The 23,887-nt window shown below is 68.9% G+C and carries 24 protein-coding genes and 1 pseudogene; 13 read left to right on the top strand and 12 right to left on the bottom strand.

The genetic code is table 11. The features are described 5' to 3' along the window. From AB0J09_RS12545 to AB0J09_RS12530, 4 genes and pseudogenes are all read left to right on the top strand, one after another. Positions 1–872: pseudogene (locus AB0J09_RS12545) on the top strand (hypothetical protein); the annotation flags it as partial. Positions 873–893: 21 nt separating this feature from the next. Further along, complete coding sequence (locus AB0J09_RS12540) at positions 894–1,316, top strand: roadblock/LC7 domain-containing protein (protein ID WP_344986924.1); 423 nt, start codon at positions 894–896, stop codon at positions 1,314–1,316. 26 nt (positions 1,317–1,342) lie between these two features. After that, positions 1,343–1,705: a DUF742 domain-containing protein gene (locus tag AB0J09_RS12535; RefSeq protein ID WP_360689240.1), complete on the top strand. Its 363-nt coding sequence runs from the start codon at positions 1,343–1,345 to the stop codon at positions 1,703–1,705. Next, positions 1,686–2,264 carry an ATP/GTP-binding protein gene (locus tag AB0J09_RS12530; RefSeq protein ID WP_360689239.1) on the top strand — a complete coding sequence of 193 codons (579 nt, stop codon included), beginning with the start codon at positions 1,686–1,688 and terminating at the stop codon, positions 2,262–2,264. Before AB0J09_RS12535 ends, AB0J09_RS12530 begins: the two co-directional genes overlap by 20 nt. Positions 2,265–2,273: 9 nt before the next feature. On the opposite strand, the gene AB0J09_RS12525 is transcribed toward AB0J09_RS12530, so the two are convergent. Further along, the gene (locus AB0J09_RS12525; protein ID WP_360689237.1) at positions 2,274–3,062 is read right to left on the bottom strand and encodes a nitroreductase/quinone reductase family protein; all 789 of its coding nucleotides are present in this window, start codon (positions 3,060–3,062) and stop codon (positions 2,274–2,276) included. 71 nt (positions 3,063–3,133) lie between these two features. Here AB0J09_RS12525 and AB0J09_RS12520 point away from each other — a divergent pair, with 71 nt between their 5' ends. Then, on the top strand, positions 3,134–3,583 hold the full coding sequence (locus tag AB0J09_RS12520; protein WP_360689235.1) for a MarR family transcriptional regulator: 450 nt from the start codon (positions 3,134–3,136) through the stop codon (positions 3,581–3,583). Here AB0J09_RS12520 and AB0J09_RS12515 read toward each other — a convergent pair. After that, on the bottom strand, positions 3,580–4,359 hold the full coding sequence (locus AB0J09_RS12515) for an ABC transporter permease (protein ID WP_360689233.1): 780 nt from the start codon (positions 4,357–4,359) through the stop codon (positions 3,580–3,582). The two genes, AB0J09_RS12520 and AB0J09_RS12515, sit on opposite strands and share 4 nt — an antisense overlap. Further along, positions 4,356–5,294 carry an ATP-binding cassette domain-containing protein gene (locus AB0J09_RS12510; protein ID WP_360689231.1) on the bottom strand — a complete coding sequence of 313 codons (939 nt, stop codon included), beginning with the start codon at positions 5,292–5,294 and terminating at the stop codon, positions 4,356–4,358. The genes AB0J09_RS12515 and AB0J09_RS12510 overlap by 4 nt, the downstream gene beginning before the upstream one ends. Before the next feature lie 83 nt (positions 5,295–5,377). Between AB0J09_RS12510 and AB0J09_RS12505 the strand changes: the two genes are divergently transcribed. After that, the gene (locus tag AB0J09_RS12505; RefSeq protein WP_360689229.1) at positions 5,378–6,142 is read left to right on the top strand and encodes a TetR/AcrR family transcriptional regulator; all 765 of its coding nucleotides are present in this window, start codon (positions 5,378–5,380) and stop codon (positions 6,140–6,142) included. Between the two features lie 15 nt (positions 6,143–6,157). On the opposite strand, the gene AB0J09_RS12500 is transcribed toward AB0J09_RS12505, so the two are convergent. From AB0J09_RS12500 to AB0J09_RS12475, 6 genes are all read right to left on the bottom strand, one after another. After that, the gene (locus AB0J09_RS12500; RefSeq protein WP_360689227.1) at positions 6,158–6,595 is read right to left on the bottom strand and encodes a helix-turn-helix domain-containing protein; all 438 of its coding nucleotides are present in this window, start codon (positions 6,593–6,595) and stop codon (positions 6,158–6,160) included. A 27-nt stretch (positions 6,596–6,622) separates the two neighbouring features. After that, positions 6,623–8,269: a choline dehydrogenase gene (betA, locus tag AB0J09_RS12495; protein WP_360689225.1), complete on the bottom strand. Its 1,647-nt coding sequence runs from the start codon at positions 8,267–8,269 to the stop codon at positions 6,623–6,625. Beyond that, entirely contained in the window at positions 8,245–9,186 is a 942-nt protein-coding gene (locus tag AB0J09_RS12490) for an ABC transporter substrate-binding protein (RefSeq protein WP_360689223.1), read from the bottom strand. Before AB0J09_RS12490 ends, betA begins: the two co-directional genes overlap by 25 nt. Before the next feature lie 54 nt (positions 9,187–9,240). Further along, positions 9,241–10,212 (bottom strand): ABC transporter substrate-binding protein, encoded by a 972-nt coding sequence (locus tag AB0J09_RS12485; RefSeq protein WP_360689221.1) that lies wholly within the window; start codon positions 10,210–10,212, stop codon positions 9,241–9,243. Beyond that, entirely contained in the window at positions 10,209–12,122 is a 1,914-nt protein-coding gene (locus AB0J09_RS12480) for an ABC transporter permease subunit (RefSeq protein WP_360689219.1), read from the bottom strand. The genes AB0J09_RS12485 and AB0J09_RS12480 overlap by 4 nt, the downstream gene beginning before the upstream one ends. Positions 12,123–12,186: 64 nt before the next feature. Continuing rightward, positions 12,187–13,245, bottom strand: coding sequence for a glycine betaine/L-proline ABC transporter ATP-binding protein (locus AB0J09_RS12475; RefSeq protein ID WP_360689243.1), 1,059 nt, complete (start codon positions 13,243–13,245; stop codon positions 12,187–12,189). A 335-nt stretch (positions 13,246–13,580) separates the two neighbouring features. Between AB0J09_RS12475 and AB0J09_RS12470 the strand changes: the two genes are divergently transcribed. The 3 genes from AB0J09_RS12470 (at position 13,581) to AB0J09_RS12460 (ending at position 17,222) form a co-directional block, all read left to right on the top strand. Continuing rightward, complete coding sequence (locus AB0J09_RS12470; protein ID WP_360689217.1) at positions 13,581–16,193, top strand: nitrate- and nitrite sensing domain-containing protein; 2,613 nt, start codon at positions 13,581–13,583, stop codon at positions 16,191–16,193. Between the two features lie 116 nt (positions 16,194–16,309). Further along, complete coding sequence (locus AB0J09_RS12465) at positions 16,310–16,678, top strand: DUF742 domain-containing protein (RefSeq protein WP_360689215.1); 369 nt, start codon at positions 16,310–16,312, stop codon at positions 16,676–16,678. Beyond that, on the top strand, positions 16,659–17,222 hold the full coding sequence (locus tag AB0J09_RS12460; protein WP_360689213.1) for an ATP/GTP-binding protein: 564 nt from the start codon (positions 16,659–16,661) through the stop codon (positions 17,220–17,222). Before AB0J09_RS12465 ends, AB0J09_RS12460 begins: the two co-directional genes overlap by 20 nt. Here AB0J09_RS12460 and AB0J09_RS12455 read toward each other — a convergent pair. Next, a complete protein-coding gene (locus tag AB0J09_RS12455; RefSeq protein WP_360689211.1) occupies positions 17,219–18,178 on the bottom strand; it encodes an SIS domain-containing protein in 960 nt (319 codons plus the stop codon). The genes AB0J09_RS12460 and AB0J09_RS12455 overlap by 4 nt on opposite strands. Continuing rightward, a complete protein-coding gene (locus AB0J09_RS12450; RefSeq protein WP_360689209.1) occupies positions 18,175–19,089 on the bottom strand; it encodes a hypothetical protein in 915 nt (304 codons plus the stop codon). Before AB0J09_RS12450 ends, AB0J09_RS12455 begins: the two co-directional genes overlap by 4 nt. Positions 19,090–19,450: 361 nt before the next feature. Here AB0J09_RS12450 and AB0J09_RS12445 point away from each other — a divergent pair, with 361 nt between their 5' ends. The 4 genes from AB0J09_RS12445 to AB0J09_RS12430 are packed head-to-tail and all read left to right on the top strand — an operon-like array spanning position 19,451 to position 23,243. Further along, positions 19,451–20,575: a spermidine/putrescine ABC transporter substrate-binding protein gene (locus tag AB0J09_RS12445; protein ID WP_360689207.1), complete on the top strand. Its 1,125-nt coding sequence runs from the start codon at positions 19,451–19,453 to the stop codon at positions 20,573–20,575. Between the two features lie 5 nt (positions 20,576–20,580). Further along, positions 20,581–21,435 (top strand): ABC transporter permease, encoded by an 855-nt coding sequence (locus AB0J09_RS12440; protein ID WP_360689205.1) that lies wholly within the window; start codon positions 20,581–20,583, stop codon positions 21,433–21,435. Then, positions 21,428–22,207 carry an ABC transporter permease gene (locus tag AB0J09_RS12435; RefSeq protein ID WP_360689203.1) on the top strand — a complete coding sequence of 260 codons (780 nt, stop codon included), beginning with the start codon at positions 21,428–21,430 and terminating at the stop codon, positions 22,205–22,207. Before AB0J09_RS12440 ends, AB0J09_RS12435 begins: the two co-directional genes overlap by 8 nt. Then, entirely contained in the window at positions 22,194–23,243 is a 1,050-nt protein-coding gene (locus AB0J09_RS12430; protein ID WP_360689201.1) for an ABC transporter ATP-binding protein, read from the top strand. Before AB0J09_RS12435 ends, AB0J09_RS12430 begins: the two co-directional genes overlap by 14 nt. A 5-nt stretch (positions 23,244–23,248) precedes the next feature. Here AB0J09_RS12430 and AB0J09_RS12425 read toward each other — a convergent pair whose 3' ends face one another. Then, entirely contained in the window at positions 23,249–23,857 is a 609-nt protein-coding gene (locus AB0J09_RS12425; RefSeq protein WP_360689199.1) for a TetR family transcriptional regulator, read from the bottom strand. Positions 23,858–23,887: the final 30 nt, after the last annotated feature.

Below are 23,887 nucleotides of genomic sequence, written 5' to 3'. Positions count from 1 at the left end.
GGCCAGGGCCGCTGCGGCAGCGGCTCGCTTTCGGCGGCGGCACCGTGCCGGCCCCGGCGGCCCCGCCTGTGCAGAACGGGACGTTCAGGTCGTTCGGCAGCTTCGAGTCCTTCGACGGCGGCGGGCGGCCCAGCGGCCCCTCTCCCCGGCACGGCTACCGGCCCCCTCAGAGCACGCCGGAGCCGCGTTCGTACGACAGCGCGCCGTTCCAGTCGGACCCCGGCAAGACAGGTGTGAACGGCTTCACCGCCGACACCGACGGCGGCTCGTACCGCAGGCAGTCGGCCTCGTTCGATTCGGGCGCCTACCCCTCGTTCCCGAACGCGGGCTCGTACCCATCTGGTAATGGCGCGTTCCAGACGCCTCCGCCGGCCCCGTCGTACCCCACGAACGACGTGCGCAGGCCGGACCCGACCCCCTCGGTCGATGTGTCGCCGATGGAGGCCGAGCGGGAGGAATACCTGCCGATCTTCGCGTCGGTGGAGTCCGCCTGGTTCCGCAGGCCGCCCAATGAGACGGCGGGCGAGGTGGCGCCGCAGTCGGCAGGCGGGGGTGAGGGCAAGCCCTCGCAAGCCGTACCCTCTGGGGAGGAAGCGTGGCGAACGGCGGCCGACGCCGGTTGGCGCGCGGCGGCCGCTGCCGCCGAGCCCAGCCTCGGCGGCATCACCGCCGCCGGGCTACCGAAGCGCACCCCCAAGGCCAATCTGGTTCCCGGTACGGCGAACCAGCCGGCGCAGCCGCAGCAGCCGCAGCGGCCCGCTCCGACGCCGCCGATCTCGGCGGACCGGATGCGCAGCCGGATGGCCAGTTACCAGCAGGGCGTGCGACGGGGCCGCCAGGAAGTACGTGGACAGGAGGAACAGAGTGAGTGAGCGTCCCGTCGGGGAGGATGCGTGACAACCCTTAGCCATGAGGCGAACAGGTTCGACTGGCTGATCACCGACTTCGTGCGTAACACGCCCGGAGTCGCGCACGCCGTCGTGGTCTCGGCCGACGGCCTGTGCCTGGCCGCCTCTGAAGGCTTCCCGCCGGACCGGGCCGACCAGCTCGCCGCCGTCTCCGCGGGCCTGCTGAGCCTGACCGTGGGAGCCTCCAGGGTGTTCGAGGGCGGCGCGGTGACGCAGACGGTCGTCGAGATGCAGCGTGGCCTGCTCCTGGTCATGGCGATCAGCGACGGCTCCGTGCTCACGGTGCTGGCGGGTCCGGACTGTGACATGGGTCTGGTGGCGTACCAGATGACGCTGCTGGTAGACAGGGCCGGACAGGCACTGACGCCGGCCCTCCGGGCTGAGCTCCAGGCAGCCAGGACCCGGTGATGTGATGGAACTGATGGGAGCGGGCCGTGTACGGCGTTGACGGAGCCGGGGACGACGAACCCCTGTTCCGTCCTTACGCGGTGACCGGCGGCCGATCCGAGCCGCGCTATCACCTAGCGATGGAGACGTTGATCTCGTCCATGTCGATCCCGGACGACGAGATGGCCCTGCTCACCCCCGAGCAGGAAGCCATCATGCAGTTGTGCAGGTCGTTCCGGTCGGTCGCCGAGATCTCGGCCCTGCTCCGCGTCCCGCTGGGCGTGGCCAGAGTGCTTGTGGCGGACATGTCCGACGAAGGGCTTGTCCGCCTGCACCAGCCACGCCTCAGCCAGGGACAGCCAGACCTCAACATGCTCGAAAGGGTGCTCAGTGGACTACGCAGGCTCTAGCCCAGGGCTGACGTCGACGAAGATCGTCGTCGCCGGTGGGTTCGGCGTCGGCAAGACGACGTTCGTGGGGGCGGTGTCCGAGATCCTTCCGCTCACCACAGAAGCGGTGATGACCGACGCGTCCGCGGGCATCGACGACCTCGGTCTCACCCCGAACAAGCAGACCACGACCGTGGCCATGGACTTCGGCCGCCTGTCGCTCGACCGCGACCTGATCCTGTACCTGTTCGGGACGCCGGGACAGCACCGGTTCTGGTTCATGTGGGACGACCTGGTGCGGGGCGCGATCGGGGCGGTGGTGCTGCTCGACACGCGCCGGCTGGCCGACAGCTTCCCCGCGATCGACTACTTCGAAGAGGCCAAGCTGCCGTTCGTGATCGGCATCAACGGCTGGGACGGGCAGTTCCCGCACACCGACCAGGAGGTCAGGGAGGCGCTCGCGCTGTCGCCGCACGTGCCGATCGTGCGTACGGACGCCCGCCACCGCGAGTCGGTCAAGGCGACGCTGATCTCGCTGGTCGAGCACGTCGTACGGCTGCGCGCGGCACCCGTACGCTAGCGCCGTCCGCTAGGCCCACGGGACGCTCTCCAGCGAGTTGAGCACGGGGACCAGCTGCTCCTCCTCGTAGGTGAAGTGGGCCTCCAGCTCGTTCGCGATGCGGTCGAGCGTCCCGGGTTCTGCGGCCTCCCGCAGCTCCCCGACGAGCTCGGCGATCACCGTGTGCTCGGCGCGCAGCCGGTCGAGGGGCTCTTTCAACTCGGGGAAGAGCTTCTCCAGGTGCGGGAACGCCACCCGGTCCTCACCGTTGTGGTGGAAGGTCATCGCGTCGCAGAACGTCAGGCAGTGGGCCCGCAGGTCGCCGGCCGGCGCCCCTTCGCGCACCTTGGCCAGCTCGCCTCTCAGGTAGTCGTGGATCCTGGCCAGCTCGTCCCCGAACGCCTGCAGCCGCTCGGTCTCGGGGTAGAGCGCGATGACCGGGATGACCCGGCCGGTGCCCTCCTGGTACGCGGCGAAGGCCGGGTCGATGGCGCTCTGCCTGGCGTACATGCGGTCGCGCTCCTCGCCCTCGAGCGGCGCCGCCCTGGCCGCGAACCGCTCTTCTCCCAGCTCGACGATGACCCTGGGGTTGGCCAGCACATTGTGGTACCAGGCCGGGTTGGCGTCGGCGCCCGCGTTGGAGGCGAACACCAGGACTCGCTCGCCGTCCCGCAGGTAGACGGCCGGGTTGGTACGCCGCCGGCCCGACTTGGCGCCGGTGGTGGTGAGCAGGACGAGAGGCGCGCCCTCGAACATGCCGCCCACCTTGCCGCCGTTCGCCCGGAACTCCTCGATCACCTGCTGGTTGAAATCGGTCACGTCACTATCCTTAGACGAGGCTTCATATTTGCTTTGCAACCAAAGCTAATTTAGACAGCAAGGTATTGAGGATGTCAACAGACGGCTTGAGCGTGGATGACGGGATCAGGACGCTGCTGCTGCTGATGCCGCGCATGGTGGGGCGGGCCAAGCGCCTCGGGGTGCCTCCGGAGCTGGAGTCGCTGTCGCTGGCGCCCAGGCACCTGTCGCTGCTGGCGTACCTGCTGTTCGACGGCCCGATGACGGTGAACGAGCTGGCGTCGCGGCTGGAGGTGGCGCCCGCGACGGTCAGCCTGATGGTGGGGGATCTGAACCGGAAGGGCGTCCTCGATCGGCGCGAGGACGATGCCGACCGGCGCCGCACGATCGTGAGCATCGCCGACCGGCACGCGAAGTCGATCAATGAGTGGCTGGGCTACGGCGCCACGGCCTGGCGCCAAGCCCTGGAGCCGCTCACGTCCGAGCAGCGCCGGATGTTCGTGGACACCCTCAAGGCCTACGAACAGGCGCTTTCCGGCTAGCGGTCGAGCCGCTGGTAGAGGCGTACTGACAGGACGAAGAAGACGGCGGTGATCGCCACCGGCCAGATCACCGCCATCAGGACGGCATGCTGGGCCACCCATGAGTCCCCGCCCCACCCGGGGTTCCCGAAGAGCTCACGGGCCGCCGCCACGGTGGACGACAGCGGGTTCCACTCCGAGATCGCCCCCAGCCAGCCGGGCATCGTGTCAGGGGCCACGAAGGCGTTCGACAGGAAGCCGATCGGGAACTCCAGCGTCTGGATCGCCACGACCCCGCCCGGATCCTTCGTCAGCAGCCCCAGGTACATGCCCGCCCACAGCAGCGAGAAGCGCAGGAGCAGCAGCAGGCCCACCGCGCCCAGCGCGCCGGAGAACGAGGAGGGACGCCAGCCCACCGCCAGGCCGCAGACCAGGAGCCCGGCCAGCACCAGGACCGAGTTGAGCAGGTCCGCGACGGCCCGGCCGATCAGGACCGCCGAGGGGGCCATGGGCATGGAGCGGAAACGGTCGGTGACGCCCTTGGACGCGTCGGTGGTGACGGCGATCATGGTGGCGCTCAGCCCGAAGAGCATCGTCATGCCGTACATGCCCGGCATGAGGAAGGCGAAGTAGTCGGCCCCCGAGGGCACCTCGACCGCGCCGCCGAACAGGTAGCCGAAGGCCAGCGTGATCATCACGGGGAAGAGGACCCCGAACACCACCGTCATCGGCTGGTTGGTCCAATGGATCAGGTCGCGGCGGGCGACCGTCCAGCCGTCGGCCAGAGCCCATCTCATTTCGCGCCACCTCCGGCATCAGTGAGGTTCAGGAAGACTTCGTCCAGCGTGGGGCGGCGCAGCGCGACGTCCTCGACCTCGATCGCAGCGGCGGCCAGGGCCGCGAGCACCTCCGTGAGGGCCCGCACCCGCTCGCTCACCGGCGCGCTCACGTGCCTGGTGTCCCGGTCGACCTCGGCGGGCCCGGACGCGACCCTTCCCACGATCCCGGCGGCCTCGTCGAGCCGCGCCAGGTCGTGGATCACCACGTCGAGCCGGTCGCCGCCGAGCTTGGCCTTGAGCTCGTCCGGCGTGCCCTCGGCCACCACCCGCCCGGAGTCGATCACCGAGATCCGGTCCGCGAGCTGGTCGGCCTCCTCGAGGTACTGGGTGGTCAGCAGCACGGTCGTGCCGCCCGCCACGAGTTCGCGCACCGCGCGCCAGATCTCCGCGCGGCTGCGCGGGTCCAGCCCCGTCGTCGGCTCGTCGAGGAACAGCACGGGCGGCGCGAGGATCATGCTGGCCGCGAGGTCGAGCCTGCGCCGCATGCCGCCCGAATGCTCCTTGGCCGGGCCCTTGTGGTCCAGTCCGAACCGTTCGAGCAGCTCGTCCGCCCTGGCCCGGGCCTTCGGCGCGCTGAGGTGGTAGAGGCGGCCGAACAGCTCGAGGTTCTGCCGGCCGGTCAGGATCTCGTCCACCGCCGCGTGCTGGCCGACCAGGCCGATGCTGCGGCGTACCTGGCGGGGCCGGGTCGCCACGTCGAATCCCGCCACCTCCGCGCGGCCGCCCGAGGCCCGCAGGAGGGTGGTGAGGATGCGGACGGCCGTGGTCTTGCCCGCGCCGTTGGGGCCGAGCAGGCCGCAGACCGTGCCCCGGCCCACGTCGAGATCGATCCCGTCGAGCGCCGCCTTCTCGCCGTACGTCTTGCGCAGGCCCTGCGCGAGCACCGCTGACATACGTGCCCCTTCCTCTGGCTTCGTACGGCGTACCGTACAACATACGGTTGAGACCATGCAACCGTACGGTGTACCGTACGGATGTGACCGTTGAGTACTCGGGAAAGGGCGACCCCGCGCGCAGCCTGGCGCTGCTCTGGCGGACCAGCGAGCGCGCCAGCCGCAAGGGCAAGCCCGAGCTGAGCGTCGACCGCATCGTGCGCGCCGCCATCGAGGTGGCCGACGCCGAAGGGCTGCAGGCGCTGTCCATGCGCCGCGTGGCGGAGCGGCTCGGCGTCGGGACGATGTCGCTCTACACGTACGTGCCGGGCAAGCCCGAGCTGTTCGACGTCATGCTCGACACCGTCTACGGCGAGACGGCCAGGCCGGAGGACGTGCCCGGCGGCTGGCGGGGCGGGCTGGAGCAGATCGCCAGGGAGAACTGGGAGCTCTACCTGCGCCACCCATGGCTGTTGCAGGTGGCGGCGAACCGCCCGGTGCTCGGGCCGAACGTCACGGCCAAATACGACTACGAGCTGCGTGCCGTGGACGGCATCGGGCTGACGGACCTGGAGATGGACTCGGTGATCACGCTGGTCACCGGGTTCGTGCACGGGGCGGCGCGGGGCGCGGTGGAGGCGGCGCAGGCCGAGAGCCAGACGGGCATGACCGACGAGCAGTGGTGGGCCGCGCACGCGCCCTTCTTGAGCCGGATCGCCGACCCCGGACGCTTTCCCACGGCCTCGCGCGTGGGGCAGGCCGCGGGCGAGGAGCTCAACGCGGCCTACAGTCCGGAGCACGCCTTCGAGTTCGGCCTGCAGCGTGTCCTCGACGGCATCGAGGCCCTGGTGAACAGCCGGGCGGCGTGAGCGCTACTTCCCGGGTCACTTCTCGGGGTCGATGAGGAGGGCGATGGACTGCTGGGCCGAGCGGATGCGGCGGGTGCGCTCCGCGTCCGCCCCGCCGAGCTTCAGCCCCTCCTCGGCGATCTCCCCGAACGCGGCGAACGAGGCGAGCCGCTGCCGCACGACCTTCTCGAACGCGTCGTCCTCGATCCGGTAGTACGTGGTGCGCTCGCCCGGCCGGGTGCGGCGGCGCACGAGACCGACAGAGGTCAGCAGGCGCATGTTGGACGTCATGGACGCCCGGCTGGCCCCGATCGCGTCGGCGATCTCGCCCGCGGACTGCTCGGCGGGGCTGCAGATCAGCAGCCAGCCAAGAATGCGGCCGGTGATGGGCGCCAGGCCCCAGGCGTCGCCGCAGAACATCGCCACGCGCTCGACCCAGTCGAGCGTGCGCTCGCGGTCATCGTCAGGAGCCATGGTGTTCAGTTTAGTTTGAAACAACTGTCACTTGTGCCGATGGAACTCCACGGGCTCCGGGGGTAGGGGCGTGTTGCCCAGGATGAGGTCGGCCGACTTCTCGGCGAGCATCATGACCGGGGCGTAGATGTTGCCGTTCGTGACATACGGCATCGCCGAGGCGTCCACGACGCGCAGTCCGTCCAGGCCGTGGACGCGCATGGTGTCAGGGTCCACGACGGACATGTCGTCCGTGCCCATCTTGCAGGTGCAGGAGGGATGGAGGGCGGTCTCGCCGTCCCTGGCCACCCAGGCGAGGATCTCCTCGTCCGTCCGCACGCCGGGCCCCGGGGAGATCTCCCCGGCGTCCAGGTCCGACCAGGCGGGCTGGGCGAGGATGGCCCGGGCGTGCCTGATCGCCTCCACCCACTCTCGGCGGTCCTGGGCCGTGGACAGGTAGTTGAAGCGCAGGGCGGGCTTCTCGCGGGGGTCGGCCGACTTGACGCGGACCGAGCCCCGGGCGTCCGAGTACATCGGGCCGATGTGCACCTGGTAGCCGTGGCCGCCTGCGGGGGCCGAGCCGTCGTAGCGGACGGCGATCGGCAGGAAGTGGAACATCAGGTTCGGGTACGCCACGTCGTCGTTCGACCGGATGAAGCCGCCCGCCTCGAAGTGGTTCGTGGCTCCGGGGCCACCCCGGAGGAAGAGCCAGTTGGCGCCGATGAAGGGCCTGCGCCACACGGCCAGGGACGGCTGCTGGGAGACCGGCTGCTTGCAGGCGTGCTGGACGTACACCTCGAGGTGGTCCTGCAGGTTCTCTCCGACGCCGGGGAGGTCGTGGACCACCTTGACGCCCACTTCCTCCAGGAGAGCCCTGGGACCGACACCCGAGAGCTGCAGGAGCTGGGGGGTGTTGACGGCGCCGCCGCACAGGATGATCTCGCCGGCCTCCACACGCCGCCCGTCGCAGACCACGCCGACGGCTCGCGTGCCCTCGAAGAGGATCTTCTCGACGAAGGCGCGGGTCCTGACCGTGAGGTTGCGCCGGCCGCGTACCGGATGCAGGTACGCGCGGGCGGCGCTGAGCCGGCGGCCGCGGTGGATGTTGCGGTCGAAGGCCGCGAAGCCCTCCTGGCGGTGGCCGTTCACGTCGTCGGTCAGCCGGTGCCCCGCCTGCTGGACCGCCTCGAAGAACGCCTCGAACAGCGGCCCTCGCGCCGGGCCGCGTTCGAGCTTCAGCGGGCCGTCGCCGCCGCGGAAGGCCGTGCCGGGGTCGGCCAGGCAGTTCTCCATCTTCTTGAAGTACGGCAGGCAGTGCGCGTAGTCCCAGTGCTTCATGCCGGGATCGGCCGCCCAGCGCTCGTAGTCGAGCGGGTTGCCGCGCTGGAAGATCATGCCGTTGATGCTGCTGGAGCCGCCCAGCACCTTGCCCCGGGCGTGGTAGATCCGGCGGCCGCCCATGTGCGGCTCCGGCTCCGACTCGTACTTCCAGTCGTAGAAGCGGCTGCCGATGGGGAACATCAGCGCGGCGGGCATGTGGATGAACACGTCCCACAGGTAGTCGGGCCGGCCGGCCTCCAGCACCAGGACCGACACCGAGGGGTCGGCGCTCAGCCGGTTGGCCAGCGCGCAGCCCGCGCTACCGCCGCCGACGATGACGTAGTCGAACCTCAACGGGGGATCCAGTCCTTCCACACGATCTTGTTCTCCTGCACCCACTGCTGCGCCGCCTGCTCGGCGGTCATCTTCTCGTTGATCATGTCGCTGGCCACCGCGTTCTGGTCGTCGTTGGTCCAGCTGAAGTTGCGGACCAGCTCGTACGCCTTGCCGCCGGTCTCCGCGAACCTCCTACTGACGATCTTGTCGAGCAGGTACGGCGGGTAGTCGCAGGCGACCTTCTTCGGGTCGTCGTCGCAGCCCACGGCATAGGGCGGCAGCGCGACCTTGACCAGCTTGACCTTGGTGAAGACCCATTGCGGCTCGTAGAAATACATCAGCAGCGCTGTCCGATTCTTGGTCGCGAACTCGGCCGCCTTGATCAACGCGGTCTCGCTGCCCGAGTAGACGACCTTGTAATTGAGCCCGAGGTTCTTGACGAGAGCCTCGTCGTTCGTCACGAAGGTCGGATCTCCGTCGAGGACCTGTCCGAGATTTCCGGTTTTATCGGTCCGGAAGAGGCGTGCGTACTTATTGAGGTTTCGGTAGTCCGTAATATCGGGATATTTCTTGACCATCCACTCGGGGACGTACCACCCGATCACACCTTTGTTCCCGGTGAGGCCGGCCGACAGGGCGACCTTCTTCTGCTCGATGTACTTCTTTTTCAGGTCGTTGTGACCCCAGCTCTCGACGATCACATCGACCTTGCCGGACTCGAAATCGTCCCAGGAATCGCTCTCCTTCATGGTCCGCTTGTGCACCGTGTAGCCCAGCTCGTGCTCGAGCAGGTACGCCAGCACGGCGGCCTGTGCCTCGTACCCGACCCAGCCGTGGATGTCGATGTTGACGGTGCCCTTGGACCCGGCGGTGGCGGCAGGCCCCTCGCCGGAGCAGGCGGCCGCCAGGAGCAGGGCCGCGACCAGCGGCCCGACGAGCTTCTTCGTTCGCAACATGAGAGGTCTCCCGGGAGACCGCAGCCCCGTGCGGGGGCTGCGGTCAAGAGGGCGTCACTTGGGGATCCAGGCCTGCCACTTGGCGGTGTTGGCCTCGATCCACTTCTTCGCGGCCTGCTCGCCGGTCATGCCGTTGTTGGTCATGTCGTTGGCGACCGCGTTCTGGTCCTCGTTGGTCCAGCTGAAGTTCTTGACCAGCTCGTACGCCTTGCCCCCGGAGTCAGCGAACTTCTTGCTGACGATCTTGTCGAGGTCCATCTCCGGGTAGTCGCAGGCGACCTTCTTGGCGTCCGCGTCGCAGCCCTCGGTCCAGGCCGGCAGGTTGACGCGGACCAGGTCCACCTTGTCGAAGAGCCAGTGCGGCGTCCAGAAGTAGAACAGCAGCGCCTTCTGCTGCTCCTGCGCCTGCGTGGCGGACTTGAGCAGGGCCGCCTCGCTGCCGCCTGTGACGACCTTGTAGTTCAGCTTCAGGTTCTTGACCAGGGCCTCGTCGTTGGTGACGTAGCTGGGGTCGCCGTCGAGGAGCTGGCCCTTGCCACCGGACTCGGAGGTCTTGAACAGGTCGGCGTACTTGTTGAGGTTCTTGTAGTCGGTGATGTCCGGGTACTTGTCGGCCATCCACTTCGGCACGTACCAGCCGATGATGCCCTTGTTGCCGGTGGAGCCGGCCTCGACCGCGACCTTCTTCTCCTCGATGAACTTCTTCTTCAGGTCCGGGTGATCCCAGTTCTCGATGATGACGTCGACGTCGCCGGTCTCGAAGCCCTCCCAGGCGACCTGCTCCTTGATCTCGGGCAACTCGACGTTGTAGTGGAGCTCGTTCTTCAGCAGGTACGCGACGACGTTCGCGCTGGCCTCGTAGCCCACCCACGGGTTGATGGCGATCTTCACGGTCCCGGCGGGGGCGCTGGAGCCGGCCTGCGGGGCGGCGGCGGAGGAGCTGGGAGAGGTCTCGACCTTTGCTCCGCCGCAGCCCGCGGCGCCGAGCCCAAGGGCGAGGAGGCCTGCGAGCAGGCGAATCTTCATGTGAACTTCCTTTTTCGGGGGGAGGGGCGCCTGTCGGCGCCCTGCGTGATGCGGTCGAGCATGACTCCGAGCAGCACGGTCGCGATGCCGGCCACGAAACCCATGCCGAAGTCGGTCCGTTGGGAGAACCCGACGACCACGTCGTAGCCGAGGGCCCCCGCCCCGACCAGACCGCCGACGACCACCATGGCCAGCGTCATCACGATGCCCTGGTTGGCCGCGAGCAGGATCGCCCGCCTGGCCATGGGCAGCTGCACCTTCCACAGGAGCTGGCCGGAGGTCGAACCCGCCGAGGCGGCGGCCTCGACGACCGTGGCGGGCACGCCCTTGATGCCGTCCTCGACCAGACGCACCACCGGCGGCACCGCGTAGATGACGGAGGCGAAGATGGCGGTGAACCTGGTGGTCTCGAACAGCGCCAGCGCCGGCAGCAGGTAGACGAACGCCGGCATGGTCTGCGCGGCGTCGAGTATGGGCCGCTGCACGGCCGAGTAGCGCGGCGAGCGGGCCGCGGCCACCCCGAGCAGCAGGCCGATGACCAGCGTGACGAGCACCGCCACGGCGACCGTGGTCAGCGTCTGCATGGTGTGCTCCCAGACGCCGAGCAGCGCGATGGCCAGCAGGCAGCCCAGCGCCGTCAGAGCCGGGCGCAGCCCGCTCACCCACCAGGCGACGGTCAGCACCGCGAGCGCCATGAGCCACCACGGGGCCGAGGTGAGCAGCGACTCCAGCGGGTTGAGCAGAGCGCTGGTGGTGAGGTCCTTGACGAACGTGGTCACCGGGTACCAGGTCGTCTCGGCCCAGTGGACGGCGTCGTTGACCTCCGCGACGAAGTTGACCGTGAGCCCGTCCGGCCACGTTCTGGGGAGCACGGGGATGAGCGCGAGCCCGCCCACCGCGAGGACGCCGGCGCCTACGAGGTCGGCCCGGCTCAGCTTGGAGTGCGGGCCGCGGCGGGAGACCGCCATGGTCATCCTGTCCAGCAGCACCGCGATGATCACGATGGCGACGCCCGCGGGGAGCATGATGCCGACCTGCGCCCGCGACAGGCCGCGGATGATGTCGCCACCCAGTCCTGGGGCCGAGATGAGGTTCGCGATGACGACCATGGACAGGGCCATCATGATCGTCTGGTTGACCGCCAGGGCCATCGTGGACCTGGCCAGCGGCAGGTAGACCTTGAACAGCGTCTGCGCGCGCGTGGCGCCCAGCGAGGTGGACGCCTCGACGGCGGTGGGGGAGACCTCCGAGACGGCCAGCGCGGTGATGCGGATGGCCGGCGGGATCGAGTAGATCATGGTCGCGATGGCCCCGGCCGGCGCGCCGATGTGGAAGAACAGCGCGAGCGGCGCCAGGTACGCGAACGTCGGCATGATCTGCATGACGTCCAGCACCGGCGTGATCGCCCGTCGCGCGCGGCGCGAGAGCCCGGCCCAGACGCCCAGCGGAATGCCGATCGCCAGCGACAGCAGCACGGAGACCGCGACCAGGGCCAGCGTGTCGACGCTCGACTGCCAGAGCCCGAGGAATCCGAACGCGCTCACGCCCGCGACCGCGAGCAGCGCGATCCGCCAGCCGCCCGCCAGCCAGGCCAGCGCGCCGAGGACGCCGGTGATGCCGGGCCAGCCGAGCGCGTACAGGGTGACCTGGAAGAGGTCGTAGAGCCAGCCCACGAAGAGCCGGATGTAGTTGAGGAAGTACAGGAAGAGCGGGTTGTCGTTGCGGTGGTCGTCGATCCACTCGCGCAGGTCGGTGACGGCCAGGAACTGCGGCGCCTCCTTGTCGTGCGGCAGCGTCGCCGTGCCGCGGAAGACGAGGTACGCGACCACGAACAGGACCGCCACTCCGGCCGGGGCCGCCCACCTCGGCAACCGGAGCCCGCCCGGCGTGCTGACCGCAGTCGAGCTCATGCGGCCTCCTTCGTCGGCCGCATGAGCAAAGCACTGCGTCCGATGATTCGCTCGCTGCGCTCGCTCATGCCTCGGCCTTCACGGCGAGGTCCTGCCCCGACAGGAAGCTCAGCAGGTCGACGCGGTCCACGACGCCCACGAGATCGTCGCCGTCCACGACCCTGATCGGGCGGGAGGAGGCCGAGGAGGCCCCGATGGCGTCCTTGATGAGCGTGGTGACCGGTAACGCCGGCCCGTCCAACGGCTCACCGGGCTCCGGCTCGCGGCAGATCCAGCGCAGCGTCAGCACGTGGCTCCTGGGCACGTCACGGACGAAGTCGGCCACGTAGTCGTCGGCGGGTGCGCCCACCAGCTCCTCCGCGGTGCCGAGCTGCACGATCGAGCCCGCCCGCATGATCGCGATCCGCTCGCCCAGCTTGAGCGCCTCGGACAGGTCATGGGTGATGAACAGCATCGTCTTGCCGACTTCCCGGTGCAGGCGGATCACCTCTGCCTGCATGTCGCGCCTGATCAGCGGGTCGAGCGCGCTGAACGGCTCGTCGAACAGCATCACCTGCGGGTCCACGGCCAGCGCGCGGGCCAGGCCGACGCGCTGCTGCATGCCGCCGGACAGCTGGTCGGGGTAGGCGTCGGCGTAGCCGTCGAGGCCCACGAGGGAGAGGATCTCCGCCGCCCGCGCGTGCCTGGCCGCCTTGGCGGCGCCCTGGATCTCCAGCCCGTACGCGACGTTGTCGATCACCCTGCGGTGCGGCAACAGGCCGAAGTGCTGGAAGACCATGCTGACCTGGTGGCGGCGGATCTCGCGGAGCCGGGCGGGTGAGGCGCTGCCGATGTCCTCGCCGCCGATCCTGATCTCGCCCGCGCTGGGCTCGATCAGCCGGGTGAGGCAGCGTACGAGGGTGGACTTGCCGCTGCCCGACAGGCCCATGACCACGAAGACCTCGCCCGGGCGCACCTCGAAGCTCACGTCCCTGACGGCGGCGGTGCAGCCGGTCTTCTCTCTCAGAGCGGCCTGATCGAGATGCCTGTCCTCGCCGTCCAGCACTTTCTGCGCCCGGGAACCGAAGATCTTCCAAAGGCCCTCAACGGTGATGGCCGCGCTGTCGGGAGAATCCCCCACCATCGCCTCCTTCTTGACGGGCTCAACATATGTCCCGAATAACGGGAATCTCAACGTCGTGACCTTCCAGAGATCAGCGCGCTCCTCTCGCGTTATGGAGTTGGAACGTGCGAAACCCCCACTATCGGACATCTAGGGCGTTAAAGGATTATTTCCCACTCTCTGATCATTTATGGTGGGACCCCAGGTTTTGCCTCATGAGTCACAGAACTTGTTTTTTGTAGCGTTATGTTCGTGTGGGCTACCCTGCCGTGGGATGTGTTCTAATTACCGGCACTCGCTGCTTTCCCGCGGGGCACAGCCCCCTCAAAAACGCCGATTCGGGCGAGGTGCGTTCTGTGAGTACAGAGCTGGGTGAGAGGCAGGCCAGTAGGGGCAACTGGCGGCTGAGCAATTGGCGCGTCCGGGCACGTCTCGTCGCTCTCATCCTGATCCCGACGGCCGCCGCCGTACTGCTGGGCGGCATTCAGGTGCTCGCGCGGACGGCCGCCGCCGGCGACTACGCCCGTACCAATCAGTTCGCCCAGCTCTCCGCCCAGCTGGGCGACCTCACCCAGCAGGTGGCCGCCGAGCGGGCCAGGACCGCCTGGTACATCGCCCGCAACCGCCCGGCGGACGGGCTGTCCAGGGTGCGGGACCAGATGGACGAGGTGGACAGGACCGCCAAGCAGGTACGTGGCACCGTCCGGCAGCTGCTGAACGACGCGAGCGGCCGCACCGCCGACCAGCTCGAGAACCTGCTCAGCCGGCTGGACGACCTGACCGGCCTGCGCAAACAGGCGCTCGACGCCACCCTGCTGCCGGGCCCTGCCGTCGAGCTCTACTCGACCGTGATAGGCGACCTGCTCTCGGTCCACAACGAGCTGGTCAAGGACAGCGTGGACGACGAGCTGTTCCGCCGGACCAGCATGCTCAACGCCCTGGCCAGGGCGAAGGAGAGCGTCTCCTACCAGCAGGCGCTGGTCACCGTCGTCCTGGTCGAAGGGACGTTCGACCAGGACCAGCTCAAGCGTTTCCTCGGCGAGCAGTCCAAGGAACTCAACGAGCGCAGAGCCTACGCCGTTGAGGCCACCGCGGACGAGCGGCGCTTCTTCGACGAGACGGTCAACGGCAGATCCGCCGACCGCATGCTGTTCCTGCGTGAGCTCGTGCTGATCAGGGGCACGAAGGGGCTGCCCCTGCGCGGCCTCGACCTGAGCAAGCGCGACGACGCCAAGGAGTGGTTCGACGCGGCCGGCGTGGTCGTCGACTCCATGCGCAAGGTCGAGGAGCGCCAGGCCCAGGGCATCGTGGCCCGCAGCGAGGCGCTCAGCGCCGACGAGCGGCAGCAGGCGTTCGTGGCCGCGGCCGCCGTGCTGGTGCTGCTCGTCGCCGTCCTGCTGGTCACCACCGGGGTCGCCAGGTCACTCGTACGCCCCTTGCGCCGCCTGAGGGGCGAGGCGCTGCAGATCGCGGGCAAACGGCTGCCCGACTTCGTCCAGCACCTGCGCGAGTCGCGCGACGGCGCGGTCCAGACAGAGGTTCCGCCCATCGGGATCTTCTCCAAGGACGAGGTGGGCGAGGTCGCCCGCGCGTTCGACGAGGTGCACCGCGAGGCGGTACGCCTGGCCGGCGACGAGGCCAAACTGCGCGCGAACGTCAACGCCATGTTCGTCAACCTGTCCAGGCGCAGCCAGACGCTGGTCGAGCGGCAGCTCACGCTGATCGAGAAGCTGGAGCGCGGCGAGCGCGACGACACCAGGCTCGGCGACCTGTTCAAGCTCGACCACCTGGCCACCCGCATGCGCCGCAACAGCGAGAACCTCCTCGTCCTGGCCGGCCAGGAGGCGGCGCGCAAGTGGAGCGAGCCGGTCGAGCTGATGGACATCGTGCGCGCCGCGCTCGGCGAGGTCGAGAGCTATGACCGGGTCAGCATCCAGGTCCAGTCGGACGTCGCCATCGCCGGCCAGGCAGTCACGGACGCGGTGCACCTGCTCGCCGAGCTGATCGAGAACGCCGTCTCGTTCTCCTCGCGGGACACCAAGGTCATCATCTCCAGCAGCCGCATCGACGGCGGGTCCCTGATGTTGTCGGTCACCGACCACGGGATCGGGATGAGCCCCGAAGAACTGTCGGAGGCCAACTGGCGCCTGTCGAACCCGCCCGTCGTGGACGTGTCGGTGTCGCGGCGCATGGGCCTGTTCGTGGTCGGCCGGCTGGCCCTGCGGCACACCATCAAGGTCCAGCTGCGCATGCAGGACATCGGCGGGCTGACCGCCATGGTGCTCATCCCGCCCGCGCTGCTCACGGCGGTGCCGGGTTCGGTGCCCGCGCCGCAGCGCGTCCAGGTGCCCCTGCAGGCGACCTCACCGGCGCCTTCCGCACCCTTCTCCGCGCCGTTCGCTGCGCCGTTATCCGGGCCGTCTTCTGTACCGGCTTCTGGGCACCCGTCCTTCTCCACCCTGCCGCCTCCGGGGCCCTTACCCGGGCATCCGTCGCTGGACGGCATGCCCCCGGCGCCCGCCTCCTCGTCCTGGTTCACCTCGTCCCGCGCCCCCTCGGTCGAGTCGCCGCCGCCGGACCTCGCCGCGCCGCGCGATTCGTACCCTTCATTCGCCACCCCGAGCCCGGCGTCGGGCAAGGACGACTTCCTGCCCATCTACGCCGCCGTCGAAGAGAGCGGCTGGTTCACCAAGTCGGCGCCCACGGCGGACCTCCGCGACCCGGACTGGGCGACCCCCGCCGACCAGGGCTGGCAGGCCGCCGGCGCGGCCGCGGAGCCCGCGCAGAGCGGCACCACCAACTCCGGCTTGCCGAAGCGGACCCCGAGAGCGAATCTGGTACCGGGTACCGCGCATCCGAAACCCGCGCCCGCTCCCGCTCCTCCGGTGTCGCCTGACCGACTGCGCAACAGGCTGGCCAGCTACCAGCAGGGCGTGCGCAAGGGCCGCGCCGAGCTCGAGGAGGAGTGATGAAGGAGCTGAGCTTCCCCGAAGACCGTGCCGGCCGGCTCGCCGCCCTCGCGGCCGGGCTCGCGGTGCCGGCCGCGCCCGGCTGCGGCAGACAGACAGGGTGATGGGAGCAGACGTTGGCATCGTGGCACAACGATGAGCCGGAGCAGGAGCGCAGCTCCCTCGTCCGGATGTACGCCGTCACCGGCGGCAGGACCGCTCCTCGCACGGAGCTCGCTATGGAGGCCCTGGTATCGTCGGCCACCTCTGCACAACTCGGTCCGACGTACACCCGTGAATACCGCGCGATCAGCGAGCTGTGCCGGCAGGTGCGGTCCGTGGCGGAGATCTCGGCGCTGCTGAGTGTGCCGCTGGGGGTGGCGCGGGTGCTGGTGGCCGACATGGAGGCGGACGGGCTGGTCAGGGTTTACCAGCCGCAGCTGGACGCGGGCCTCCCCGACAGGGGCCTGCTCGAAAGGGTATTGAGTGGACTTCGCAGGCTCTAGCCGGCTCACCTCCACGAAAATCGTCGTGGCGGGCGGGTTCGGCGTCGGGAAGACCACGTTCGTGGGCTCCGTGTCCGAGATCATGCCGCTGACCACGGAGGCGGTGATGACGGACGCGTCCGCGGACATCGACGACCTGGCGCACACGCCCGGCAAGACCACCACCACCGTGGCCATGGACTTCGGGCGGCTCTCACTCGAGCACGACCTGATCCTCTACCTGTTCGGCACGCCCGGGCAGCACCGGTTCTGGTTCATGTGGGACGACATCGTGCGCGGAGCCATCGGGGCCGTGGTGCTGGTGGACTCGCGGCGGCTGGCCGACAGCTTCCCCGCCGTGGACTACTTCGAGCAGTCCGGGATGCCGTTCGTCGTCGGACTGAACGGGTGGAACGGGGAGTTCCCGCACGTCGAGAGCGAGGTGCGGGAGGCGCTCACCCTGTCGCCGCACGTGCCGATCGTGCGCACCGACGCGCGGGAGCGGCAGGCGGTCAAGAACACCCTCATCACGCTCGTCGAGCACGCGCTGACCGTCCGGTCCTAGCCCGCCGACCACCAGTAGGCGGCCACCAGCTCGGCCACGAGCGTCTCGGTGAGCAGGGCGACCTCCGGGTCGGTGTCGTGGACGTACCTGACGGCGGCCGTGGCGTCCTTCACCTCCGCGCCCACGGTGACCACCGTGGAGCCGCGCTCGCGTACCCACTCCATGGCCTGGGCGTCGTAGCGGGAGCCGGGGAAGAGCAGGGCTCGGTAGTCGAGGGTCTTGGTGAGGTAGACGTCCACGTGGGACCAGTCGCCGCTCTCGCAGGCGTCGGCGGGGCGGCGCGGGCCCTCGCGGAACATCAGCGCCGACTGCTCGGCCGACGACAGGCGCTCGGCCGGGGCGATGGTGTAGACGCCGCGGTCGCCGTCCAGCAGCTCCATCGTCAGGGGGAGCCACTCGTCCCTGCGGTCCAGGAGGTCCTCGGTGGCCTCGGCGGCCCGCTCGAGCAGTCCCGGAACGTCGCGATCGGTCTGGGTGAGGTGGGCCTCCAGGGCCAGGAGGAGGGCCAGGGTGTGCTGGAACGTACGGCAGGCCACGCCGCCGCGCTCCTCGCCCGCCCGCATGTCGACCACGAGGCCGGCCGCCTGGGCGAGGGGTGAGCCGGGGTTGTTGGTGAGCGCCGCGAGGAAGGACGGGCCGTTCGTGTACCGTTCCAGGGCGTCGAGGGTCTCCCTGCTCGAGCCGGTGGCCGAGATCGGGACGACCAGGGTGTCCTCGGCGGCCGGGTAGGTGGCGGCGGCCGAGGCGTAGTCGGCGTACGCGCCGATGCCCGCGGCCCGCAGGCGCAGGGCGGCCACTCCCGCGGCGTACCTGGAGCTGCCCATGCCCAGGAAGAGCACCCTGGTGAGGCCGCGCGGGAGCCGCTCGAAGGGGCTCTCCGCCCGGAGTGCGCCCGCCAGGCTCCGGAGGGCCGCCGGCTTGGCCTCCAGGTCGGACAGGTAGAGCTCGGAATTCACGTGATGTTCTCCTCTTGGTACCAGGTGCGCAGGACGCCCATGGGGGCGTAGCGCCAGCGGGGGAGGTGGCGGGCGGCGTAGATCAGCTCGCGGCACTCCTGCTCCACCTCGAACGGACGGACCAGCCTCTCGTCGAGGAGATCCGGCCTGCCCTTCTCCGTCAGGCGGGCCTTGTAAGCGGCGAGCAACTCTTCGCGGGCCTCGGCTGCCCATCGCGCGGCCTGGGCCGGTGGGGTGTTCCTGCGTCTGATCGCCACTTGGGCCACGTGTTCCAGGCTCGTGGTGAGCTGGGCCACGTCTCTCGCGGCCGGTTGGCACGGGTCCGCGTCCGTCACTGTCGGGTTGCCGTCGAAGTCGATCACCGCGTAGCCGTCACGCCATTGGAGGATCTGGCCCACATGGAGGTCGCCGTGGATCCGGATGAGGGGGCTCGCGATGCTCGCCTGCAGGGGCGCCAGCTCGTGCCTCATGCGGGCCGCTCTGGTGGCCAGCCACGCGCCGTCCTCGCCGTCGGTGAGTTCGAGCGCCTCCACCAGTGCGGTCTCCGCCCTGGCCGCCGCGGGGGTGCTCGCCGTACCGGCGGCGGGGAAGGTGGCGAGCGCGAGGTGGAGGTCGGCGGCGAGGCGGCCGATGGCGGAGGCGAACCCGGTGGTGCCGGTCTCCGCCTCGTCGACGCACCACTCCCAGCCGTCGCGGGCCTCCGGCAGGTAGCCCGTGACCAAGGCCAGGAGCTCCTCGCGCCCGTCCACTGCACGTGTCAGGGCAGCGTAAGGCGGGGCCGTGTCGTTGAAGCCCGCCTCAACGAGATGGGCGAAGATCTCCGGGGTGGGATGGGGCAAGGGGACAGGTGGGGTGATCCACTTGACGACGACCTGTTCGTCCACCACCACCGAGTAGTTCGTCTGGTCCACGTGAGGGCCGAAGTCGCGCTCACCTGGAGCCCCAGTGTGGAGATCTCCAAGCCTGTACGAGAGGCTTGGCAACGGCGCAAACCGGCGCACCGCGAACGGCGGCGGCACATCGCCCTCCAGTAGCAGGAGGAGGGCCGCCGTGAGGCCGCGGTCTCGGGCTGTGAGTGGGGACTCACCGATAGAGAGTAGCCGGGCGGCTATTGAATCCCAATTCAACTTGTGGACCAAACTTCCAGGTAGCAATGTCAGCAAAAGTCTTGCTCATGTTGATTTACCCTGCAACACTCCTGCTCTGGTCTGCTGTGTCCGGTAAGGTCGCGCGACCCCTCAAACAGCACAAATTTCAGAAGGAGTAGCGGCCGTGTCCCGTACCCGGTTCACCCGTCGTCTCCCGGCCGCCGTGGCGGTGGCCGGCCTCGCGCTCGCCGTCGCGGCGTGCGGCGGTGAGTCGTCGACCAGCTCAGAAGGCACGACCGCGGCGGCGGCGGACCAGCTCAAGCCCAACGCGGACCTGTCGCAGCAGACCCTCCAAATCACGGTCTGGGACGGGTACACGCCCAAGGAGCTGCCGGAGAAGGTCAAGGCGAAGCTCCATGTCAAGGACATGAAGGTCGCGCTGCACGACACCAACGAGATCGCGATGACCAAGCTCACCGCCCCCGGTGACAGCGGCATCGACGTGGCGTTCGTGTCAGGTCAGTACGCCCAGGCGCTCAACGCGGCGGGCCTGCTGGAGCCGATCCACCCCGAGCTGATCCCCAACCTGGCCAACCTCTACCCGGAGGCCACGCAGCTCTCCTACGACAAGGGCAACAAGTACTCGGTGCCCTACACCTGGGGCACGACCGGCATCTGCTACCGCAGCGACCTGGTGAAGACTCCGCCGACGAGTTGGAACGATCTCCTCAAGCCCCCGGCCTGGGCCGACAAGAAGGTCACCATGATGACCACGGAGCGCTGGCTGGCCCTGCCCGCGCTCAAGGCGCTCGGCTACTCGGTCAACACCGACAAGGACGACGAGATCGCGAAGGTCAAGGACGCCCTCCTCGCGCAGAAGCCCCACCTGCTCACCTACGACGACGTCACGTTCGGCGACAAGCTGAAGTCCGGCGAGGCCATGATGGTCGAGGCGTGGGACGGCTGGTGCCCGACCACGGACCCGAAGGGCAACATCAAGTTCGTGGTGCCGAAGGAGGGCAGCGACCTCTGGGTGGACACCATGGTGATCATGAAGTCCTCCAAGAACAAGGAGGCCGCGCACGCCCTGATCAACTACATCCTCGACCCCGAGATCCACAGCTGGGCCGCCGAGAACATCAACTACAAGGTCCCGAACAAGGCCGCCATGGAGAAGGTCTCGATCCCCAAGGGTTCGCTGCTCGGCATCAAGCCCGCCGAGCTGCTCAACGGTGAGTCGATCATCGACCTGGGTCAGGCGTCGACCAAGTACACGCGCCTGTCGACCGAAGTCACGGCACAGCAGTAAGAGCGGTGAAGTCTGAGGTCAAGGCCCGGCCGGTGTCCCGTTCGCGGGAGCGCCGGCTGGGCGCGTTCGTTTTCCTGTCACCCGGTGTCACGTACCTGATCGTGCTGCTGCTGGTGCCGCTGGCGCTGGTGCTCAGCAACACGGTGTTCCAGCGGGGTCGCTTCGGCGGCGTGGTCTACGAGTTCACCACCGAGAACTTCGAGCGCCTGGTCGACCCGCTCTACCTGGGCGTGGCGCTCAACTCGCTGAAGATCGCGGCGCTGACGACGCTGATCGCGCTGCTGATCGGCTACCCGACGGCGTACCTGATCGCGCAGCTCCCGCAGAAGTGGAAGACGGTGGCACTGGTCGCGATCGTCCTGCCGTTCTGGACGAACTTCATCATCCGCGTGTACGCGTGGATCATCCTGCTCAGCGGCCCCGGCCTGATCAACTCAGTGCTGGGCACGCAGATGGAGCTGCTGTACAAGCAGGGCACGATCGTCGCCGGGCTGCTCTACTCGTACCTGCCGCTGATGGTGCTGCCGCTGTACGCGGCGATCGAGCGGCTCGACCCGCAGCTCAGGGAGGCCTCGGCCAATCTGGGCGCCTCGGGGTTCACCACGTTCCGGAAGGTCACGCTCCCGCTCACGATCCCCGGCGTGATGTCGGGGTGCCTGTTCGTGTTCGTGCCGAGCTTCGGCAACTTCGTCATCCCCGAGATCCTCGGCGGCAGCAAGTCGATCATGGTGGGCAATCTCATCCGCGACCAGTTCCTGAAGGCGCGCGATTGGCCGTTCGGCTCCACGCTCGCGCTGGCGCTCATCGCGGTGCTGATCGTGCTGCTCCTCGCGCAGGCATGGGTGGCTCGCCGTGCGTAGGTCCAAGCTCCTGTATGTGCCGTTCTGGGCCACGTACGTCTTCCTCTACCTGCCGATCCTCGTGCTGGTCGTCATGTCGTTCAACTCCGGCAAGTCGGCGTACACGTATGAGGGCTTCAGCCTCAAGTGGTACGGCGAGCTGGTCCACGACGAGCGGGTCAGGGACGGCCTGGTCAACACGCTGATCGTGGCCACGGGCTCCACGGTGATCGCCACCGTGCTGGGCACGCTGCTGGCCGTCGGGCTGGCCAGGCACACCAAATCCAAGACGCTGGACGCCGTCGCGCTCATGCCTGCCGTGCTGCCCGACCTGGTGCTCGCGATCGGCCTGCTGCTGTTCTACGGCCTGATCCAGCTCACGCTCGGCCTGTACTCGGTGATCCTCGCCCACGGCCTGTTCGCGATGGCGTTCGTGGCCGCGGTGGTGCGTACCAGGCTGGCCAACTCCGACACCTCGCTGGAGGAGGCCTCGCGCGACCTGGGGGCCGGGCCGGTGGAGACGTTCGTGCGGATCACGCTGCCGCAGCTTGCGCCGGGCATCGTCGCGGGCGCGCTGCTGGCGTTCACGCTGTCGCTGGACGAGTTCGTGATCGCGTTCTTCACGATCGGCAACAGCGAGCAGACGCTGCCGATCGTCATCTACTCAATGATTCGTTTCGGGGTGACCCCGAAGATCAACGCGCTGGCCGCGATCCTGCTCCTGGTGAGCTTCACGGCGGTGATCGCCGGGCAGCGCATGACCAAGATCGGGGAGTCACGTGCTCAAGATTGACGGCATCACCCGCAGGTTCGGGGACGTCACCGCGCTCGACGACGTGTCGCTGGAGATCGAGCAGGGGGAGTTCTTCGCGCTGCTCGGCCCGTCCGGCTGCGGCAAGACCACGCTGCTGCGCATCATCGCGGGGTTCGAGACGCCCGACGGGGGCTCGGTGACGCTCGACGGGGTCGACCTGCTGTCCAAGCAGCCGAACCGGCGGCCGATCAGCCTCATGTTCCAGTCGTACGCGCTGTTCCCCCACATGACCGTGTCCAAGAACGTGGCCTACGGCCTGGAGCGCGAGCGGCTGCCCCGCCAGGAGGTCAAGCAGCGCGTCGGCGAGGTGCTGGAGACCGTCGGGCTGTCGGCGCACGCCAACCGCAAGCCCGCCCAGCTCTCCGGCGGCCAGCGGCAGCGGGTCGCGCTGGCCCGCTCCATTGTCAAGCGGCCCCGCCTGCTGCTGCTCGACGAGCCGCTGTCGGCCCTGGACAAGAAGGTCCGCGCCGACATGCAGCTGGAGCTCAAGCGGCTGCAGCACGAGGTCGGCATCACGTTCGTGGTCGTCACGCACGACCAGGAGGAGGCCATGTCGCTGGCCGACCGCATCGCGGTCTTCGACAGCGGCAGCGTGCGCCAGGTGGACAAGCCGGTCGCGCTCTACGAGCGGCCCCGCACGCCGTTCGTGGCCGACTTCGTCGGCGCCAACAACCTCTTCCACGGTACGGCCGGCGGGCTCGAGGGGATCAAGACCGACGAGTTCGGCATGCTGGCCGGCACCCCGCTGGGGGAGCTGGAGGCGGGCGCCAAGGCGCTGCTGGCGGTCCGGCCGGAGAAGATCGAGCTGGCCGACGAGAACGCCATGCGCGGCCTCCAGGGCAGCGTCCTGGACGTCAGCTTCTACGGCGGTGTGTCGCACATCTCCGTGGACGTGCCGGGCCGCGTCAAGCCGCTGCTCGTCGCCGTGCAGGGGGCGAGCTCGGTGGAGGTGGGCGCCAAGGTCAAGGTGCGCTGGAACGCCGAGGATGCGGTCATCATGGCGGTCGATCCATGATGTCATTAGGTCAGGTCGTTGCCCGTGGCCGCGCGCGCGTACGACAGGATCAGCTCGGCCGCCTCGTCCGGGCCGATGACCGGGTGCCTGGCCGTGATGCGGTAGCCGTACGCGTCCTCCAGGGCCACCAGGTTGCGCGCGATCGTCAGCGAGTCGGCGCTCAGCCTGAACACCCCGAGCGCCGCGCCGGTGTCCAGGATCGCCTGGTACATCGACACCTGGCGATCGTAGAGCGAGGTGAGCAGCACGCCGTAGACCCGGTTGCGGCCCGCGGCCCCGCCCAGCTCGTTGAGCAGGCGGACGTCGGGGTCGAGTGGCCCGGTCGGCAGCCCCGACTTGATCGTGACGACCAGCTTCTCGACCGGTTCGGTGAGTGTGGCGAGCTGCCGCACGCGCTGCTCGTAGAAGCGCTCCATGCCCGCGTGCTGCGCCTCGACCAGCAGCTCGCTGAGGTCGGGGTAGTGGTAGAGCACCGCGCCGGAGGTGAGCCCGGCCTCCTCGGCGACGTGCGAAAGCTGCACGCCGTCGACGCCGTGGCGGATGATGGCCCTGCGCGCGGCCTCGATCAAGTCGATGCGCCGATCGGTACGGCTTTTACGCTGAGCCACTCTCACCGCCCTCACTCGTTTGGCTGCTGTTCAGTT

The sequence above is a fragment of the Nonomuraea sp. NPDC049784 genome, from assembly GCF_040659615.1.
Taxonomy (GTDB): domain Bacteria; phylum Actinomycetota; class Actinomycetes; order Streptosporangiales; family Streptosporangiaceae; genus Nonomuraea.
The sequence above is the reverse complement of the archived record's forward strand: the minus strand, read 5'-3'. Positions and strand labels throughout refer to the sequence as shown.